The sequence below is a fragment of the Streptococcus parasanguinis genome, assembly GCF_001578955.1.
Lineage (GTDB): Bacteria > Bacillota > Bacilli > Lactobacillales > Streptococcaceae > Streptococcus > Streptococcus parasanguinis_U.
Genome location: NZ_KQ969691.1, coordinates 4,937 through 23,969 on the forward strand (window position 1 = coordinate 4,937; position 19,033 = coordinate 23,969).

Consider the following 19,033-nt stretch of genomic DNA (forward strand, 5'->3'; position numbering starts at 1 on the left):
ATTTTTGAAGATGTGTTTTCTTGAGATCTCACGTTCTGACAATCCTTTTGAACGAGCAAAACGGACGAAATCTTGCGAGTGGATATCGATCATATAACGACGAATCCAAACCGCAGTATATGGCGCGCTCAATAAACCAAGAATCAGAGACGGCAATACATATGAACGCCAATCCTGTGCTCCAAGAACTGGGAATGAGTCTGGAAGCCCAAAGAAAGAACCTGCTAAACGGACAATGTAGACCGAAGCAATGGTTGGAAGAGACATCATAAATGTCAAAACAGCTGTTGAAATGCTGTCAAACCATGAGTTCTTGAACAGAGCCATGTAAGATCCTAATGGGATCGCAATCAGGTAAGAAATCGCAATACCAATCAAACCAATGATAGAAGAACTTACAATCATGGATGGATTTTCATAGTTGCTCAACGTTGCTGTATAAGCATCTCCTTTACCAAATCGACTGATGTCTTGTGAGTCTGCCTTACTTGGTGATTTGTAAGTACGTGAGTAGATATCGATTGAAGATGTCTTTTTACCTGTTGGGAAGTTCACTTCACTCTTCTTAGTCGTTCCTTGTCCTTGGGTAATAACTTGAAGAACAGGGGTATTTGAATAAGTTGGATATGAATTTCCAAGGTTTAAGGTTACAAAGTTTTGGTGTACATATGGGAATTGACCATTGAAGTACAAGAGGTATTTGTGTTTCGTACCTGAACCTACCACTGACCAACCAATAGATGGATCATTTTCAACACGGATATAGCGTTTCAGATTTGGATTGGAGGCATCTTTCACCCAACCTGGATGATCAAATTGAATTAAATTCGCATAGAAGCTGATGACACGTTCAAAAACCGGGATTTCACGCACTGCATAGAAGGACTTACTTTCTGGGAAACGTTGCAACTTCCAGCCATGACCTAGCTTATTAATGTATTTTGTATAGATCTTTTCATTGGCCACGGTCGCATCAACTGTAACTGATGAATCTTCTTCACTTGCTTTTTGTTGCAGGCTTTTTGAATCCATGTATTCCAAATAACCCATACGATCATAGACAGTATTTTCGTAGTTGATCTTCGAATCTTTTGTCTTCGCTACTTTATTATAGTTAGGGTCATTCTTAAAGATGAGATTTCTCGGTGTTAGCGTATAGATAATCATGTAGGTTAATGTCGTGACAAGAAAGATCGACACTAACGAACGCAAAATACGCATAAAAACATATTTTTTCATATTTCATTCCTTTAATGTTCAAAAGAACTTTCTCCCCTAGAAGAGAAAGTTCTAATGAAAAGCAATAATTTAATTATTTAACGTGTTTTTCAAGATCTTGTTGAGCTTTTTTGTTTGACTCAGCTTTTTCTTTTTGCCATTTTTCACGTGCTTGTTCGTATTGTTTCTTAGTAACTGGTTCATCTTGAACTTCTACATATTTGAAGTATGAAGATCCTTTGTTACCTGTTTGAGATGATGGGCCAGAGAATGGAACCACTTTAGAAACAACAGTTGCTGCACCTGTACTTGACATTGTTGGGATTACCAAGGCACTATCACTCAACCAAGCTTGAGCAACTGCGTATTTTTCATAACGTTTAGCTACATCAAGTGATTCGCTATTAGCGTCTGCAAGAAGTTTCGCATACTCATCCAAGCCAACTGCTTTCGCTGAAGCATTATCTACACCACCTGCAAAACCAAGGTAGACTTTTGTTTGGTCTTCTGATGAAGGTTGAAGAGTATCGAGGTAAGTTGATGGATCATCGTAGTCTGGGTTCCATCCAACCAATCCTTGAAGATCCCAATCTGCATCTGCAGCTGATGGTACATTCAAAGTAATGTTCAATACTTCATCTTGGTCCATCATTTGAAGATCAAGAACAACATTGTCTTTACCAAGAGTGTCTTCCACTGTTTGTTTCAAAGATTGCATACGAGCAACAAATCCTTTTGAGCTTTGTGCTACTGGTACATCAATATGAATCGGGAATTGAACGCCATCTTTTTGAAGTTCAGCTTTCGCTTTTTCAAGTTGGGCTTTGGCTTTGTCTTTATTGTAAAGACCGTCTTGACCATCTGCAAGGTTGATACCCTTCCATTGGTCTCCATAAGTAGTCAACTTATCTGCAACTACATCTCCAAAATCTTTTCCATTTACTTGCACAAAGGCTGGAGCTGTGTAGGTATTACGGATAGCTGGTTTAGCAAATTCTTTACTATTTAGCTGTGCAGAATAGCTTTCACGGTCTAACGCAAAGGTAATTGCTTGACGGAAATCTTTGTTCAAGATTGCTTTCTTAGTCGCAGCCTTTTCAGCATCTGATTTTTTAGCAGTGTGTTTGTATGATTGACGGTCGATGTTGAAACCAAGGACCGCTACACCTGAACCAGCTGGTGTGTTGTAGATATTGTCTTTGTATTTTTTCGAAATAGTTGCAAAGTTTGAACTTGCAGGGAACAAACGAGCAACTGTATAAGCCCCATCAGAGAAGCCACGTGCCAATGAATCTTGGTCTGATCCATCGTAGTAAGTAAGTTTCACTTCTTTAAGGTGAACGTTTTTCTTATCCCAGTAATTGTCGTTCTTTTCAAATACAACAGATGATTTTGAAGTAATAGATTTAAGAAGGAATGGTCCATTTGCAAGGATTGATTTCACATCGTTTGGTTGACCAAAATCATCACCCTTACTCTTTAAGAACTCTGTGCTAATTGGGAACAAAATTCCGTTTGTAGTTTTAGAATTCCAGAAAGTTTCTGGTTTATTCAATGTATACTCAAGTGTGTAATCATCAACAGCTTTGACACCAACTTGGCTAAAGTCTGTGATTTTCCCTTGAACATAATCATCCAAGCCTTTGATAGATCCTTGAACTAGTGGAAGAGTTTCAGATTTTTTATCAGCAGCGTGTTTCAAGCCTGTCACGAAGTCCTTGGCTGTAACTTCACCGTGTTCTTCACCGTCTGCATCGTACCATTTAACCCCTTTACGAATCTTGTAGGTATAAGTCAAACCGTCTTTTGAAACAGACCAATCTTCCGCAAGTGATGGTACGAGATTACCATACTTGTCATTTGCCATCAAACCATCTACAACATTTGTAGTGATATCATGTGTAGCAGCTTTAGAAGATACTGTGTAGTCCAAAGTTTGAGGATCATCTGAGTAAACATAACCATAGTTTTTGTCTTCACCTGAGCTTGCTTTGCTAGTGTTTGAACCAGAACATGCAGCCAACAATCCAGCCGCAAGGAGTGTTACTCCAGCAACCGCGAATACTTTACCTTTTTTCATAGGAATTCTCCAATAGTTTTTTTAGATTTGTTTAAGATTATATCACAACTAGAAAAAAAAGTAAACTAAATTTTCTGAATATTTGCGTTGTCACCATTCAAAAACCTTGATACGACTGACTTTTTAGCTTGATGATGATTTTCCAATTTTCTATTCAGATTTTGTATGATACAATAGAGAAGACTAAATAATGAGGAAATTACCGTGAAAAAATTCTTTCTTTCTTTTTTAACCTTCATCCTACTTTTATGCAGTCTACCACCTCAAAAGATTTTTGCGAACGAGCCGGATCTTCCTGTTCAAAGTGCCATCGCTGTCGAAGCAGACACTGGTAAGATCTTGTATGAAAAAGATTCGGATAAAAAGCGAGAAGTTGGAGGATTGTCTACACTGCTGACCACTTATCTAATTTTCGAAGCCATTCATGACAAAAAACTTTCGTTAAAAGACCCAATCAAATTATCCGAGGAGGCATTGGCCTTAAATGATATTAAAGGTGCTGGAACTCTTCCCATTGAGGCAAACCAATATACGGTTGATCAGTTATTGACTGCTCTTTTAGTTGGAAATTCTAGCACTGCCGCCTTCGCCTTAGCTGAGAAAGTGGGTGGCTCCGAAAAAAGCTTCGTTGAAAAAATGAAGCAAAAACTTGCTGAATGGGGCATTCAATCTCCTCATTTAATTAATGCTACCGGATTAAATACTCAAACCATCAGCGGAGATCCTGACGGGAAAGAAGACGAAAATCAATTGAGTGCTTATGATATTGCTGTTATTGCCAAGCACTTACTCCAGGATTTTCCTGAAGTGACCAAATATACTTCAAAACCCACTGCTCTTTTTTCAAACACGCAGATTGAAAACCCCAACCTAATGCTAGAAGGGATGCCGAATTACCGTTCTGGAGTCGACGGCCTTCGAGTCAGCAACTCCACCAAAGGAGGAATTACCTTTGCTGTATCAACGACGCAAAATGGTATCCACATGATCACAGTTGTCTTAGGAGTTGAAGCAGTTGACGGTGATCCTTATGCACGCTTTGTAGCAACTTCATCACTGATGAATTACGTGGTACGAACCTTTGTTTCTTCCATTGTCGTAAAGAAAGGAGATACCTATGGAAAAAGTAAGGTCGCCATTACGGATGGGAAGTTTGAGTCCGTTTCGGCTGTTGCCAAAAAAGACTTCTATGTCGTGGTAAAACAAGGCAATCAAACTGAACCTAAGATCCAATTCAAAAGTAGTCAAAACCAATTCAAAGCCCCTGTAAAATCTGGAGATGATGTTGGAATTCTCCAATACTCAGATCCAAATAAAATCGGGCGAGGCTACTTAGAAGATCAAGAGCCGACAGTCGATATGGTAGCAGGAAAAACCGTTGAGAAAAGCTTTTTCTTAAAGGTTTGGTGGAATCAATTCGTCCGTTATGTCAACGAAAAATTATAAGCAAAAAATCACAATGGAGTCAAATCCATTGTGATTTTTGATTGATGAAAATGAATTATCCTACAGATCCTTCCATTTCGTAACTAATAAGTCGGTTTAACTCAACGGCATATTCCATTGGAAGTTCTTTTGTAAAGGGCTCTACAAATCCCATGACAATCATTTCTGTCGCTTCTGACTCAGACAGTCCACGACTCATCAAATAATAAAGCTGTTCTTCTGAAATTTTTGAAACCTTTGCTTCGTGCTCCAAAGCAACTTGTGAATTGTGAATTTCATTAAAAGGAATCGTATCTGATGCTGACAAATCATCCATAATAATGGTATCGCACTCAATATGAGAAACAGATTTTTTAGAATCCTTGTTAAATGTAACTTGTCCACGGTAGTCTACCTTTCCGCCACCTTTCGCAATAGATTTTGATACGATAGACGAGCTGGTATGAGGGGCATTGTGGATCATCTTAGCACCTGTATCTTGGTGTTGACCTGCATTAGCAAAGGCAATGGACAACATGGTCCCGCGCGCTCCTTCTCCATCTAGATAAACAGATGGGTACTTCATGGTTGTCTTGGCTCCTAAGTTCCCGTCGATCCACTCAACTGTGGCATCTTTTTGAGCTTTGGCCCGCTTGGTGACCAAGTTGTAGACATTGTCAGACCAGTTTTGGATGGTCGTGTAACGCATATAAGCACCATCCAAGGCAAAGATCTCAACAATCGCTGCATGGAGGCTATTGCTTGAGTAGGTCGGCGCAGTACAGCCTTCTACATAGTGGACACTTGCTCCCTCATCCACAATAATCAACGTGCGCTCAAACTGACCTGTATTTTCATTGTTGATACGGAAGTAAGTTTGAAGTGGGACGTCTACTTTTACACCTTTTGGTACATAAATGAAGGTTCCACCAGACCAGACTGCTGAGTTGAGGGCAGCCAATTTGTTGTCCGTTGGTGGTACTAACTTCGCAAAATACTGTTTGAAAAGGTCTGGATATTCTTTTAGGGCAGAATCCGTATCGGTAAAGATAATCCCCAACTTTTCAAACTCTTCTTTCATATTGTGGTAAACCACTTCCGATTCATACTGAGCAGAAGCTCCCGCTAGGTAGGCACGTTCAGCTTCTGGGATCCCAATGCGCTCAAAGGTTTCCTTGATTTTCTCTGGAACTTCGTCCCATGAACGGGCAGGTTTATCCGAAGGTTTTTGATAATAGATCAAATCATCAAAGTCAATCTCTGATAGATCGGCTCCCCAGGTTTGCATGGGCATCTTTTTGAAGGTTTCAAAAGATTTCAAACGGAATTCTAGCATCCATTCTGGTTCATTTTTTGCTGCAGATAATTCACGAATTACCGCTTCATTCAATCCCTTCCCGGTAGAGAGAATGGGTTGAACGTCATCGTGAAATCCAAATTTATATTCACCGAGATCAATTGGTTTCGGTTCGACTCTTTCTTCAGCCATAATTTCCTTTCTTTCTCTGTTTCTTCTTTTAACTAATTACTACGTTCGATCGCTTTTTTAAGAGCATTCCAGGAGAGGGTCGCACATTTAATCCGCTGTGGGAATTTTGAGACTCCAGATAAGAAGGCTGCATCTCCCAACTCCTCTTGCCGAGGATCTGATTGGCCTTGGACCATTTCTGAAAAGACCTGTGCCAATTCTTCAACTTCCTCTTTTGTTTTTCCCATTACAGCATCCGTCATCATACTAGCTGAAGCGGTTGAGATCGTACAGCCTGAATTCACAAAGGCAATATCTTCAACCCTGTCATTCTCATCAAATTTCACACTTAACTGGATCACATCTCCACAAGTTGGATTGTTGAGTTGGATCTGATCAACATCTTCAATCTGTCCTTGGTGGTGGGGGTGTTTTGAATGGTCAGCTACGACCGCCATGTACAGCGAATCTAATTTAGAAAGTGCCATTGAAAAACTCCTTTGCTTTGATCAATGCCTCAATTAATTTATCACAGTCCGCTTTGGTGTTGTAGATATAAAAACTTGCTCTCGTTGTCGCTGGGACTTGTAGGTATTGAAGGAGCGGTTGTGCACAGTGGTGACCTGCACGAACGGCAATTCCTTCATAATCTAATGCTGTTGCTAAGTCATGCGGATGGAGATCTCCTAGATTGAAGGAAATGACGCCAGAACGTTGGGCTAAGTCTTGGGAGCCATAGATGGTCAAGCCTTCGATAGCCTGTAATTTTGGAAACACATAGGCAATCAATTCTTGCTCATGCGCTTCTACCTGGTCCATACCCAGCTCTTCTAAGTAATCGATTGCTGCACCAAGACCAATTGCGCCCGCCATATTAGGTGTTCCAGCTTCAAATTTCCAAGGTAATTCCTTCCAAGAGGCAGATTGTTCGTAAACAAAGTCAATCATCTCGCCCCCAAACTCGATTGGAGACATTTGCTCTAAGATTTCTTCCTTCCCATAGAGGACACCAATCCCTGTTGGTGCAGCCATCTTGTGGCCAGAAAAAGCAAAGAAATCCGCATCTAAGTCTTGTACATCAATGGCCATATGAGGGGTTGATTGAGCACCGTCTACGACCATGATCGCTCCAACTTCATGAGCTAATCGAGTAATTTCCTTGATCGGATTGACCACCCCTAAGACATTCGAAGCATGGGTGATGGAGACAAATTTTGTCCTCTCACTAAGCTTGCTCTTTAAGTCCTGCATATCCAGTAAGCCATCTTTTAGATAGACATAAACCAGTTTTGCTCCTGTCTTCTTGCAGGCTTGCTGCCAAGGAATGATGTTGGAGTGATGTTCCATGATGGAAATCAGGACTTCATCCCCTTCCTTTAGGACTTCTTCTGCATAGCGGGCCACCCAGTTGAGTCCAGTCGTTGTCCCTCTTGTAAAGAGCACCTCCTTGGTTGATGAAGCGTTGATAAATTTTCTAACTTTCTCACGCGCCACCTCATAGGCTGCTGTCGCTCGTTCAGCCAAAGTATGGACTCCACGATGGACATTGGCGTTATCTTGCAAATAATAGTGATTAACTGCTTCAAGAACACGTTTAGGTTTTTGCGTCGTCGCTGCATTATCTAGATAAACCAAAGGCTCATCGTGAACTAGTTGATCGAGAATGGGAAAATCTTGAGCAATCGTATTTTTATCTAGCATTGTTTCTCCTTAGCGTTGAGATAACTTTTCTTCGATGGTGGCAATCATTTCATCACGTACTTCTTTAACTGGGATTTCAACAATAACAGATCCCAAGAAACCACGCACCACTAAACGTTCTGCTGTGTGTTGATCCAGACCACGACTCATAAGGTAATACATATCTTCTGGGTCCACTTGACCGATCGATGCAGCATGGCCTGCCGTGACGTCATTTTCATCAATCAAGAGGATTGGATTGGCATCTGAACGCGCTTGATCCGATAACATCAAGACACGGCTTTCTTGCTGAGCATCTGCTCCTTTGGCCCCTTTAATAATATGACCAATCCCGTTGAAGGTCAAGGTTCCTTTTTCAAGAATAACCCCGTGTTGTAAGATATTTCCGATCGAGTTGCAACCAAAGTTGGTCACACGGGTGTCAATTCCTTGCACCTGACGACCGCTTGATAAGGCAACGACTTTCAAATCTGCATGACTTCCGTTTCCAACCAAGTCACTGTCAAAGTCTGCAACCACGTTGCCTTCATTCATGACACCGATGGCCCAATCAATGCTGGCATCCTGACCTAGTTTTCCACGTCGACTGATGTAGGCTGTGACATTTTCACCCAGACGGTCAATCGCCGCAAATTTCACTTGAGCACCGGAGCGGGCAATCACCTCAACCGTCACATTAGCAGTTGCTTTTGCTGAGCCATCACCTTTTGATTCCAAGCGTTCCAAATAGCTGAACTTGCTGTTTTTACCTGCGATAATCAAAATGTGCTTATTAAAAGGTACATCACTGTCGCTATCCTGGTAGAAAATACCTTCGATTGGTTCTGAAATTTCGACGTTATCTGGAATATAGAGAACAGCCCCACTATTAAAATAAGCTGTGTGGTATGCTGCTAGTTTGTCATCATCGTATTTAACTGAAGACATGAAGTAGTCTTCCATCACCTGCGGAATTTCTTCTAGGGCAGTATGGAAATCTGTAAAAAGAACTCCTTGGTCTGCCAAGGCTTGTGGCACCTGTTCAAATACAGTCTGAGTTCCAACTTGGACCAATTTTAAGTTCGAATCGAGGGCTGTAAAATCAGGAACATTGGCAGAAGCCTCGCTTTCTGTGATCGTTCCATCGCCAAGATTCCAGCGATGGAATTTTACGCGTTCAATCGCTGGTAATTCCAACTGATCAATCTTGTTAAAAGCTTTTTTTCGTAAATCCTGCAGCCAGCTTGGCTCAGCATGCAGTTCCGAAAAGAGGGTAATATTTTCAATACTCATTTTTTTCTCCTAATAAAGATACTATCTGTTTAATTTTATGACAACATTAGATCACTTGTCATCAGGTTATAGTTCTTCTTTATAGTCGTAACCGAGTTCTTCTGCGAGTTGGGCATAGCCTTCACGTTCCAAGCGGGCAGCCAATTCTGGCCCACCTGAAAGCACGACACGGCCTTCCATCATCACATGAACGACGTCAGGAGTAATATAGTTCAACAAACGTTGGTAGTGGGTGATGATCATCGCTCCAAAACCTTCACCCCGCATTGCATTAACCCCTTTAGATACGACCTTAAGAGCATCGATATCCAAACCAGAGTCAATTTCATCCAAAAGAGCAAATGTTGGTTCCAACATCAATAATTGAAGAATTTCATTGCGTTTTTTTTCACCACCTGAGAACCCTTCGTTCAAATAGCGTTCTGCCATTTCTTCTTTCATGTTGAGCAATTCCATCTTTTCATCCAATTTTTTGATGAAATCACGAATGGAGATCTTCTCGTCCTCTTCTTTACCAGCATTCATGGCTGCACGTAAAAATTCTGCATTGGTAATCCCTGGGATTTCTGAAGGGTATTGCATAGCAAGGAACAAGCCCATCCGTGCACGTTCGTCTACTTCCAATTCCAAGATGTTGACACCATCAAACAGAATCTCCCCTTTAGTCACTTCATAATTTGGGTTACCCATAATGGCAGCTGACAGAGTAGATTTACCCGTTCCGTTTGGTCCCATGATGGCTGCGATCTCACCAGTTTTTAGGGTTAGGTTTACACCTTTTAAAATTTCTTTGCCTTCAATTTCAACGTGAAGGTCTTTAATTTCTAATGTCGACATTGCATTCCCTTTCTTTTTACTTTGAAGTCTAGAAGCTTCTCAAAGCATCGATTCCTTCATCACAAAGTATTTTTTTACCTTTCAAGTATATCAAAAAAAAGCCTAAATGGCTTTTCTTTTGATTAGAACTATTCTTATTTAGTTTTTCCTTTTCGTTTTTGACGAACTTCCTCCCGATAGGAAGAATTCCCTATATAGCGCAGAACATTTAACAAAGGACTATGATGTGGCCCCAGAACCCCGATCAATTCTGCTAACAACTCCACTCCAAACAAAAGTCCTATCACGAGCAAAATGCCCCCAATTCGACTTGAAATATTGAGCAGTAGAGAAATCAAGGAAAAGATCATCGAGATCCCATAGATCACAAGTACTGTCCCTCGGTGCGTCAAGCCTAAAGAAAGCAGACGGTGATGTAGGTGATTGCGATCCGGTTTGTAAAATTTTTGACCAGACAAAGTCCGACGGATAATGGCTAAAAAGGTATCTGTAATCGGAACTCCGAGGATAATCATTGGCGTGACTACCGCAACAGCTGTCGCATTTTTCAAGCCTTGCAAAGACAAGACAGAAATCATAAATCCGATAAACAGAGCACCGGTGTCTCCCAGATAAAGAATGGCTGGATGGTAGTTAAAGGGGAAAAATCCAGCGATTGCTGCAACTAAAACAAAAATGGTCATGGTCAAGAAGAGATTTGGAACTGGCAGAAAGAAATAGGAAACAATCCCCATTGTCACTAGAGAAATAATGGATACACCACTCACCAAACCATCTAATCCATCAATCAAATTGACCGCATTGGTAATAGAAATGATCCAAATCACTGTTAAAAGATATGATAACCACGGATCAAAATGAAGCAAAGGACCACCAAAGGGAATCTTGAAATCATTCAGCCTGAAATCGGTCAAAAACCAGACTATACTCGCTGCAAGAAGAATGCCAATCATCTTCTTTTTGGCTGACAATTCTTTCACATCATCGATCAAGCCTGTAAGAGCAATGATCCATCCTGCACCTACAACCGGCAAGGTATAAGAGAGATAACTTTTGATTGGTGCAGCATTAGATGTCAGCATAGGAATGAATACTAAGGTTGCGATCGAAAAGGCGATTACAATAGATAATCCACCAGCACTTGGCATGGGCTTGGTATTGATTCGTCGAGCATTAGGGTAATCAACTGCACCGATTTTAAATGATAATAAACGAACCAAAGGCGTCAACACAAGCGCAATCAAAAAGGTCCCGATCAATATCAGAATAAATTGCAGAGAAAAGGACATCATAAACTAGCAACTTTCTTTAAATTCTCTATCGCACCTGATACCATCAATAAATACCCATGCTCCTGTAAAACTGCCCGTGTCACTTCTGAATCATCCGCATACTCTCGAATAGTTGCGAGTAACCAAGTAGGATATTGGATAGGCTGATTCTCTGTATCAATTAGCACTGTCAAATAATATTCCGACCCCATCTTGTACAATTCAGAGGTATCTACTGGGTAAGTCACCGTTTTGGAAAAGGCAACTGCTTGCTGGATATTCGAAAAACGCAAAATGTAATAAATATACTGAGTCACTGGGGATTCAGGTGTCGGATCTTGTTCTTGATTGTCCCGCAACTCTTCTTGTTCCAAATGGTGAATGGCTTCTGCATCCCCTTTTGTCTTATCAGAGATTGTTTTTTCCAAGGTTTTGATAAATTCATCTGGCGTCATGCGCGACAACTCTTCCATATCAGGAAGATCTGACAAATCCTCAAAATCCAATTGTTGGTCAATTTTTGATTTGGTAACAAAAACATCCAATTTATCTGGTTTTGGCGTCACACGAAAACTCAGCATCCCGCTATCCAGGAAGCTTTCTGGCATTTCGAGTTCATCCAAAATGGCGTAGAAAAATTCTTCTGTTTTTTCTTGTGGGACAAGAAAATCAGCAATTTCCATCCCACGTTCTTCTAAGTCTTCTAGTTGGATCGTGATCTTAATTGTTGAATCACTAATTTGCTTCATCTTCATAGCATAACCTCATACTTCTAGTCTTACTATTATACTAAAAAATTGGATAGAATTCAAAAAAAGGATGCATAGAAAAGAGGTCGGGACAAAAGTCTCCAACCTCGAAAATAATTTGATCGAGTTCAACCGTTCTCTTAGAAAATAACACGGAAGAGGCCATACAATAACAAGATGGAACCAAGAACGATTCGGTATTTCCCAAAGACGGTGAAATCATGATTTTTCACATAATCTGTCAAGAAGCGGATGGCGTACATGCTGACCACAAAGGCCACTCCCATCGCTACCAGTAGAATAAAGAGTTGCCCCAGTGCTAGTGAATGTCCGCCAAGAGCGAATTTTCCAACCTTTAAGAGGCTAGCACCAAACATAGCTGGGATCCCCAAATAAAAGGTAAATTCTGTCACTACTGGACGGCTAACACCATTGATCAAGCCACCTACAATCGTAGCACCTGAACGGCTTGTTCCTGGAAATAGCGATAAAACTTGGAAGAGTCCGATATAAAGAGCTGTTCGATAAGGTAGCTTATGCAATTCCGTTACTGCTGGCTCAACTTGTTCTCGTCTTTCCAGATAGATAAAGGCAATCCCGTAGGTGATCAACATAATCGCAACAGAAATAGAATTGTGAAAATGAGCCTCAAACCAATCATCTAATTTAAAAACAAAGACAAGCGGAAGCGTTGCAACCGCAACTTTTGCCCATAATTGCCAAGTCCGACGTACTTCTAGTGGAGATTTACCAGGTTTGAAGGGATACAATTTATCGAAATAAATCACCACAACCGCTAGGATCGCACCCAATTGGATCACGACATTGAACATCTCCATAAAGGCTGGATCTTGATTTTTAAACTGCACAAAATCCTGTAACAGAATCAAGTGACCTGTACTTGAGATCGGCAACCATTCTGTAATCCCCTCGACAATCCCAAAAAGAACCGCCTTGATTAATTCGATCAGAAACATCTTTTTCTCCTAAACTTACATTTGCTCTATTATATCATAATTCTATTCACCAGGCTAGATCGCTCCAGCCAGTATGGCCGGAGTGACTATGACTGATCTTTTGGCTTATTAGAAAGCACCAAAGCCTCCGCCGCCACCACCGCCAGAGAAGCCTCCTCCACTACCAGAGGAAACTGTGAAATGACTAGCCGTCGATGCTGTCGATCCATAAGTAGACATGGCATGACTTGAGTGGGTCACATCATGATAGAATGGGGTGTAAACGAAGGCGTTTAAGGCTTGATTTTCTAAATGAATATTCCGAAGTTTCATGACCTTTGTGACCTGATCGGCTACACCATACAAGGCCGCATAGACCAATAACCGATTCCATAGGACCAGAGACTGCAACTCTGCATCGTTGAGGTGAGCAATCTCTTTCAACATCCGACCAAAACTATCCCAGTAATAGCGTTGCTCACCACCCGCAAGATTGACAACCCCATCTCGTAGACAAGCTTTAAAGACACCATTGAAGCGCACTGGCATAAACCAAAGTATGAGGATCCCTATCAAACAAGGAACAGAGAACCAACCCATCCCAAAGATGGCAAAGATTTCTGCTCCAAGAGCGATAAACCAAGCAGCCCAACCAAAGAAGAGACTTCGTCTAGCTTGCGCTTCTTCTTTTGCCTCTAAAGGGCGATAGTAGCTTGGCAAATGGAGATCTTCCACCTTGCGATGAACATCTCGGGCCACTTGGTTCACAGCCGTATCAAAACGAGCCTGAGCCTTACTTCCTAGTGAACGAATCGCATCTTGATCTGCTTTTTTGGCATGTTTGTATACATCATCACTAAATTCATAATTCTCAAAGAGACGGTTTACAGGACAGGAAACCTGATCCCCAAAAGCCATATTCATAAAGGAGCGTTCAAAATCATCCACATGTCCATGAGACTTTCTGGTCAAAACGACTTCATTTCCTTGCTGCTCGTAGACAATCACTCCACGATCCATCAAATCCAGCAATGTAGCTTGAAGCATTTTTTCAAATGTAAACACCGGAGGAGTTGCCTTCTCTTTATTGGTAGGGGAGGCCTCGTCTAGTTCGGCTGAATAAACAACCGAACTCATAATTAGAGGTGCAATGTCCTGTGGAATCTCATAAAGACGAGTATCGGTCGGATAGGTCACACCAGGCCAAATCATTTTTTTGAACCGATTGCGACCCACAAGAGAAAGAAGCCAGAGTGCAATAATGAAGGCTGGCAAGATCCAGTTCCAAAACATGCGTGTCCAGTATTTTTCCTGTTCAATTTTAGCTTGGTTCTTGTGAAATTCATCCAATTTGGTCAATCCTGTATTTCGACCAGAACCATACAAGGTAGTTAGGTCTGACTTCAACCAGTAACCATACAACTCCACAGCCTTTCCTTTGCCTAAGTTATAGAAAGTGGCAGAATAGATTCCATCTTCTTTCTTTACAGTCACATCCGGTCCCATAAAGGCTGTATGGATATACAGTTCCGACTGGGCATTGGCTGGTGCAAACTTAGGAATGACACGAAATTGAACTTCGTCCACCTTCTGATCGCCATCCGTAATTGGTTTCCAGTTCAACTGCAAGATATCCTTGTGTGAATAAAGAAGATTTTTTAATTTCCATGTGACTTTTATTTTGACTGTATCTTGCGCTACACCACTGTTATAAATTTTCACTCGGTAGCCATCACCTAGATTCGTAATCTCGGGTTCTCTTTGAAGATCACGACCTTCCACCTCAACCTTTGGCGGTATCTCAATTGCAAAGCCTTGTGGCATGTTCCCCGCAGTTCCTAGGCTAACATACTGCCCTCTATAAGAATCTTTGAAATAATAAACCAGTTCTTCCTCATAGGTGGCGTCGTCCCAGGTGTCCAAGGTCAAGGTTCCACCATAGTAAAGTACATCATAAGATGGGCTAGATGCATGGACGTTCTGACTAACAAAAAGGCAGGCCAGAAAGGCGAAAATAACATACAAATACTTTTTCATTTGATCACGCTCCTTTGTATTATTATAGCATTTTTTAAATAAAAAGAGGACCATGTTTGAAATGCAGGCTATTTTACTGTACAATAGGAAGAGTTAAAATAAGGAAGAGGAGAAAAAATGAAAAAAACATTATTCGCGCTCTTAACAGGGCTTTTCATTTGCCTGGGGATCACACAGGTTGCTCATGCAGATGACTATTTACGAATCGGAATGGAAGCAGCCTACGCTCCTTTCAACTGGACCCAAGAAGATGATGCAAATGGAGCTGTTAAAATTGACGGTACCAATCAATATGCCAATGGGTACGATGTCCAAATCGCCAAAAAAGTTGCTGAGGAGTTAGGTAAAAAACCTCTGATCGTAAAAACATCTTGGAACGGTTTAATTCCAGCCCTCACTTCTGGTAAAATCGATATGATTATCGCTGGGATGAGTCCAACCGCTGAACGTAAAAAAGAGGTCGCCTTCTCCAAGAGCTACTATACCAGTGAACCGGTCATGCTCGTTCGTAAAGATGGAAACTATGCAAATGCTACTACCTTAGATGACTTTAAGGATGCAAAGGTCACCTCTCAACAAGGGGTCTACCTCTATTCTCTCATTTCCCAACTCAAGGGTGTGAAACAAGAAACTGCAATGGGTGATTTTGCCCAGATGCGTCAAGCTTTAGAATCGGGTGTTATTGATGCCTATGTTTCTGAACGTCCCGAAGCCCTAACCGCCGAGTCCGCTAATTCTAAATTTAAGATGATTCAATTCAAAAAAGGATTTGAAGTTGGGGAAGAAGATGCGACTATCGCTATCGGGATGAAGAAGGGTGACACTAGAATTGACCAAGTCAATGCCGCACTAGCTAAGATTTCGTCTGAAGACCAAGTCAAACTCATGGATGATATGATTAAGAAGCAACCAGCTTCCAGTGATGCTAGTGATGATAAGCAGACTTTCTTTAGCCAAATGATGAAGATTTTAAAGGATAATGGCCCACAGTTCTTACGGGGAACTGGAATGACCCTCTTAATCTCTATGACTGGAACTATCGCTGGGTTGATTATCGGTTTGTTAATCGGTGTCTTCCGGACAGCTCCGAAGGCTAAAAATAAATTCCTTGCTGGATGCCAAACTGCCTTTGGTTGGTTCCTCAATGTCTACATTGAAATCTTCCGTGGAACTCCGATGATTGTTCAATCCATGGTCATTTTCTACGGTTCCGCCCAAGCCTTCAACATTTCCTTGGATCGTACCTGGGCCGCCATCTTTATCGTATCAATCAATACCGGAGCTTATATGAGTGAGATTGTTCGTGGTGGGATCTTAGCAGTGGATCCAGGTCAGTTTGAAGCAGCGACTGCTCTAGGAATGACCCATGGACAAACCATGCGCAAGGTCGTCCTTCCACAGGTTGTTCGCAATATCTTGCCAGCAACAGGGAATGAATTTGTTATTAACATCAAGGATACATCTGTTTTGAATGTTATCTCTGTAGTTGAACTGTACTTTACAGGAAATACGGTCGCAACTCAAAACTACCAATACTTCCCAACCTTTACGATCATCGCTGTGATTTACTTCGTTCTCACCTTTACTATCACACGAATCCTTCGCTACATCGAACGTCGCTTAGATTCTGATACTTATACTACAGGTGCAAATCAAATGCAAGTCAAGGAGGTGAAATAATGTCAGAAAAAATTCTTGAAATTCAACATTTAAAAAAATCTTATGGTCAAAATGAGGTTTTGAAAGATATTTCGCTCACCGTTGAAAAAGGAGAGGTGATCTCCATCATCGGGAGCTCTGGTAGCGGAAAATCAACCTTCCTTCGCTCCATCAATCTTCTAGAGACTCCTACTGCTGGAGAGATTCTCTATCGTGGGCAAAATGTTCTTGATCCTGAGTATGATCTTACCCACTACCGCGAGAAATTGGGGATGGTTTTCCAAAGCTTTAATCTCTTCGAAAATTTAAACGTCTTAGAAAATACGATCGTTGCACAAACGACCGTCCTCAAGCGCGATCGTGAAACTGCTGAGAAAGTTGCTAAAGAAAACCTTGAAAAAGTCGGTATGGGATCTCAATATTGGGCTGCCCGTCCGAAACAACTTTCAGGTGGTCAAAAGCAACGGGTCGCCATCGCACGTGCTCTCTCGATGGATCCTGATGCCATTCTCTTCGATGAACCAACTTCTGCCCTAGACCCAGAAATGGTTGGGGAAGTCTTGAAAATCATGCAGGACCTTGCAAAAGAAGGCCTGACCATGATTGTCGTAACCCACGAAATGGAATTTGCCCGCGATGTCTCTAGCCGGGTCATCTTCATGGACAAGGGTGTCATCGCTGAGCAAGGAGATCCAAAAGAAATCTTTAGCAATCCAAAAGAAGAACGGACCAAAGAATTCCTTCAACGCTTCTTACATTAGTCTCTTGATACAGTTTGCTTCCTAGTATGGAAGCAAGCTGTTTTTTTGTACCGCTTCTTCTTTTGAGGCATGGAAAAAACCAGAGAGGAGTCTCTCTGGTTTTCAATTGGAACAACAAATTAATCTTCGAATTTTTGATGATTTTTATCATAAAAATCAATCAATCCAAGTGCCGTTTCGAACGAAATGTTCTTCACTTTTGCACGTCCTTGAGCCAAGGCAATGATAGACATTTCACGGGCATTTGTTTCCTTACTGATACGATACCCTGTGATTTTCTTATCACGTACCCATCCAACAACTGATTCTACTTTTTCAAAGTTCGATTTAGCCATTATCTTTCTCCTATATTATTATTTCCAATACTAATATAAATTTTTTTGCACATTTTGTCAACTAAAATCGCTGAAAATACGAACCTTTTTTAAAAAATGAGAAAAAGTTTACTTTGCTTTCAAGGCTGATAATATTTGTGTACGAATGTTTTCGACGCCATCTGGGTTTGCTGGTAGGAAAATCGTATTATTCCCTTCTTTATCTGCAAAATTATTTAAGGTATCCAAGTATTGGTTGGTTAAGAGAATAGACATGATTTGTTCTTCGGTCAAATCTACATTCGCACCTTTTAACTCTTTAATAGAGTCTGCCAATCCATCGACAATGGCCTTCCGTTGCTCGGCAATACCAACCCCGTGCAAACGGTCTTTTTCCGCCTCTGCTTCGGCAGCAGTAACAATCTTGATCTTGTCTGCTTCTGCCAATTCCTGAGCTGCCACGCGTTTTCTTTGCGCCGCATTGATCTCATTCATGGATTGTTTCACTTCAGCATCTGGCTCAACTTTGGTGATCAAGGTTTTAACAATAATATATCCATAAGTTGACATTTCTTCTGCCACTTGTTTTTGAACTTCAAGGGCGATTTCATCTTTTTTCTCAAACAGTTCATCCAAGGTCAACTTAGGCACAGAAGAACGAAGAGCATCCTCGATGTATGATTTAATTTGTGATTCTGGACGCATGAGTTTGTAGTAGGCATCCTTTACATTGCTTTCGTTCACTCGGTATTGGGTTGCCACATTCATGGTAACGAATACGTTATCCTGAGTTTTTGTTTCAACCACAATCTCACTCTGCAAGACGCGCAATTGAACTCGTGCTGCAATTTTATCGATGCCAAAAGGCGCTCGCATATGAATGCCACTATCGCTAATTTTTTGATAGCGACCAAAACGTTCGATGATGGCAACGGATTGTTGCTTGACCACATAAAGTGAGCTAATAACAATTCCACCTATGACCAACAGTAAGAACAATAGAAATAAAAAGAATACAGACATAAAAGTATCCCTCCTTGTAATTTATGCATATCATATCACAAGTCGTAACAAAAAAGCAATATATTCCATAAAAATATATTGCTTAATTTGATAAAAACCATCCACTGTATAGAAATACGATGTTGCTATACTATTCTCAGACCAGCATATTATAGAGAGTTTCATTTCCGTTCAAGTTAATGAAAGACGGATCAAAACGCTCAATACGATTGACCAAACCTGCATAGTCATGCTTATTGGCCAAAGTAACCCCAATCAAGAC

17 protein-coding genes are annotated in these 19,033 nt (G+C 41.1%); 3 read left to right on the forward strand and 14 right to left on the reverse strand.

What is annotated here, in order from left to right; translation table 11 throughout:
• Together SPADD19_RS06820 and SPADD19_RS06825 are read right to left on the reverse strand one after the other, a co-directional pair.
• Positions 1 to 1,239: ABC transporter permease subunit (locus SPADD19_RS06820; RefSeq protein ID WP_061455605.1), on the reverse strand; the 1,239-nt coding region annotated here is incomplete at its 3' end.
• A 73-nt stretch (positions 1,240 to 1,312) separates the two neighbouring features.
• On the reverse strand, positions 1,313 to 3,298 hold the full coding sequence (locus SPADD19_RS06825; protein ID WP_061455606.1) for a peptide ABC transporter substrate-binding protein: 1,986 nt from the start codon (positions 3,296 to 3,298) through the stop codon (positions 1,313 to 1,315).
• Positions 3,299 to 3,502: 204 nt separating this feature from the next.
• Between SPADD19_RS06825 and SPADD19_RS06830 the strand changes: the two genes are divergently transcribed.
• A complete protein-coding gene (locus tag SPADD19_RS06830; RefSeq protein WP_061455607.1) occupies positions 3,503 to 4,744 on the forward strand; it encodes a serine hydrolase in 1,242 nt (413 codons plus the stop codon).
• Between the two features lie 55 nt (positions 4,745 to 4,799).
• Here the strand turns inward: SPADD19_RS06830 and sufB are convergent, their stop codons facing one another.
• The 9 genes from sufB to SPADD19_RS06875 form a co-directional block, all read right to left on the reverse strand.
• Positions 4,800 to 6,212, reverse strand: a complete 1,413-nt coding sequence (gene sufB / locus SPADD19_RS06835; RefSeq protein ID WP_003015477.1) for a Fe-S cluster assembly protein SufB — start codon at positions 6,210 to 6,212, stop codon at positions 4,800 to 4,802.
• A gap of 32 nt (positions 6,213 to 6,244) precedes the next feature.
• On the reverse strand, positions 6,245 to 6,679 hold the full coding sequence (sufU, locus tag SPADD19_RS06840; RefSeq protein WP_013904704.1) for a Fe-S cluster assembly sulfur transfer protein SufU: 435 nt from the start codon (positions 6,677 to 6,679) through the stop codon (positions 6,245 to 6,247).
• On the reverse strand, positions 6,666 to 7,892 hold the full coding sequence (locus SPADD19_RS06845; RefSeq protein ID WP_049498717.1) for a cysteine desulfurase: 1,227 nt from the start codon (positions 7,890 to 7,892) through the stop codon (positions 6,666 to 6,668). Before SPADD19_RS06845 ends, sufU begins: the two co-directional genes overlap by 14 nt.
• A gap of 9 nt (positions 7,893 to 7,901) precedes the next feature.
• A complete protein-coding gene (gene sufD / locus SPADD19_RS06850; RefSeq protein WP_013904702.1) occupies positions 7,902 to 9,164 on the reverse strand; it encodes a Fe-S cluster assembly protein SufD in 1,263 nt (420 codons plus the stop codon).
• A 66-nt stretch (positions 9,165 to 9,230) separates the two neighbouring features.
• On the reverse strand, positions 9,231 to 10,001 hold the full coding sequence (gene sufC, locus SPADD19_RS06855; protein ID WP_003004238.1) for a Fe-S cluster assembly ATPase SufC: 771 nt from the start codon (positions 9,999 to 10,001) through the stop codon (positions 9,231 to 9,233).
• A gap of 134 nt (positions 10,002 to 10,135) precedes the next feature.
• On the reverse strand, positions 10,136 to 11,293 hold the full coding sequence (locus tag SPADD19_RS06860) for a glycosyltransferase family 4 protein (protein ID WP_013904701.1): 1,158 nt from the start codon (positions 11,291 to 11,293) through the stop codon (positions 10,136 to 10,138).
• Entirely contained in the window at positions 11,290 to 12,027 is a 738-nt protein-coding gene (gene mecA / locus SPADD19_RS06865; RefSeq protein WP_013904700.1) for an adaptor protein MecA, read from the reverse strand. Before mecA ends, SPADD19_RS06860 begins: the two co-directional genes overlap by 4 nt.
• Before the next feature lie 134 nt (positions 12,028 to 12,161).
• Entirely contained in the window at positions 12,162 to 12,998 is an 837-nt protein-coding gene (locus tag SPADD19_RS06870) for an undecaprenyl-diphosphate phosphatase (RefSeq protein ID WP_013904699.1), read from the reverse strand.
• A gap of 108 nt (positions 12,999 to 13,106) precedes the next feature.
• The gene (locus SPADD19_RS06875) at positions 13,107 to 15,014 is read right to left on the reverse strand and encodes a DUF2207 domain-containing protein (protein WP_061455608.1); all 1,908 of its coding nucleotides are present in this window, start codon (positions 15,012 to 15,014) and stop codon (positions 13,107 to 13,109) included.
• A 117-nt stretch (positions 15,015 to 15,131) separates the two neighbouring features.
• Here SPADD19_RS06875 and SPADD19_RS06880 point away from each other — a divergent pair, with 117 nt between their 5' ends.
• Positions 15,132 to 16,694 (forward strand): ABC transporter substrate-binding protein/permease, encoded by a 1,563-nt coding sequence (locus tag SPADD19_RS06880; protein ID WP_049498719.1) that lies wholly within the window; start codon positions 15,132 to 15,134, stop codon positions 16,692 to 16,694.
• Complete coding sequence (locus SPADD19_RS06885) at positions 16,694 to 17,434, forward strand: amino acid ABC transporter ATP-binding protein (protein ID WP_049498720.1); 741 nt, start codon at positions 16,694 to 16,696, stop codon at positions 17,432 to 17,434. The genes SPADD19_RS06880 and SPADD19_RS06885 overlap by 1 nt, the downstream gene beginning before the upstream one ends.
• 119 nt (positions 17,435 to 17,553) lie before the next feature.
• Here SPADD19_RS06885 and SPADD19_RS06890 read toward each other — a convergent pair whose 3' ends face one another.
• The 3 genes from SPADD19_RS06890 to SPADD19_RS12775 form a co-directional block, all read right to left on the reverse strand.
• The gene (locus tag SPADD19_RS06890; protein WP_003004771.1) at positions 17,554 to 17,769 is read right to left on the reverse strand and encodes a capsule biosynthesis transcriptional regulator; all 216 of its coding nucleotides are present in this window, start codon (positions 17,767 to 17,769) and stop codon (positions 17,554 to 17,556) included.
• A gap of 108 nt (positions 17,770 to 17,877) precedes the next feature.
• On the reverse strand, positions 17,878 to 18,771 hold the full coding sequence (locus SPADD19_RS06895; RefSeq protein WP_003015492.1) for an SPFH domain-containing protein: 894 nt from the start codon (positions 18,769 to 18,771) through the stop codon (positions 17,878 to 17,880).
• Positions 18,772 to 18,907: 136 nt separating this feature from the next.
• On the reverse strand, positions 18,908 to 19,033 hold a 126-nt coding region (locus SPADD19_RS12775), incomplete at its 5' end, for a hypothetical protein (RefSeq protein WP_241496551.1).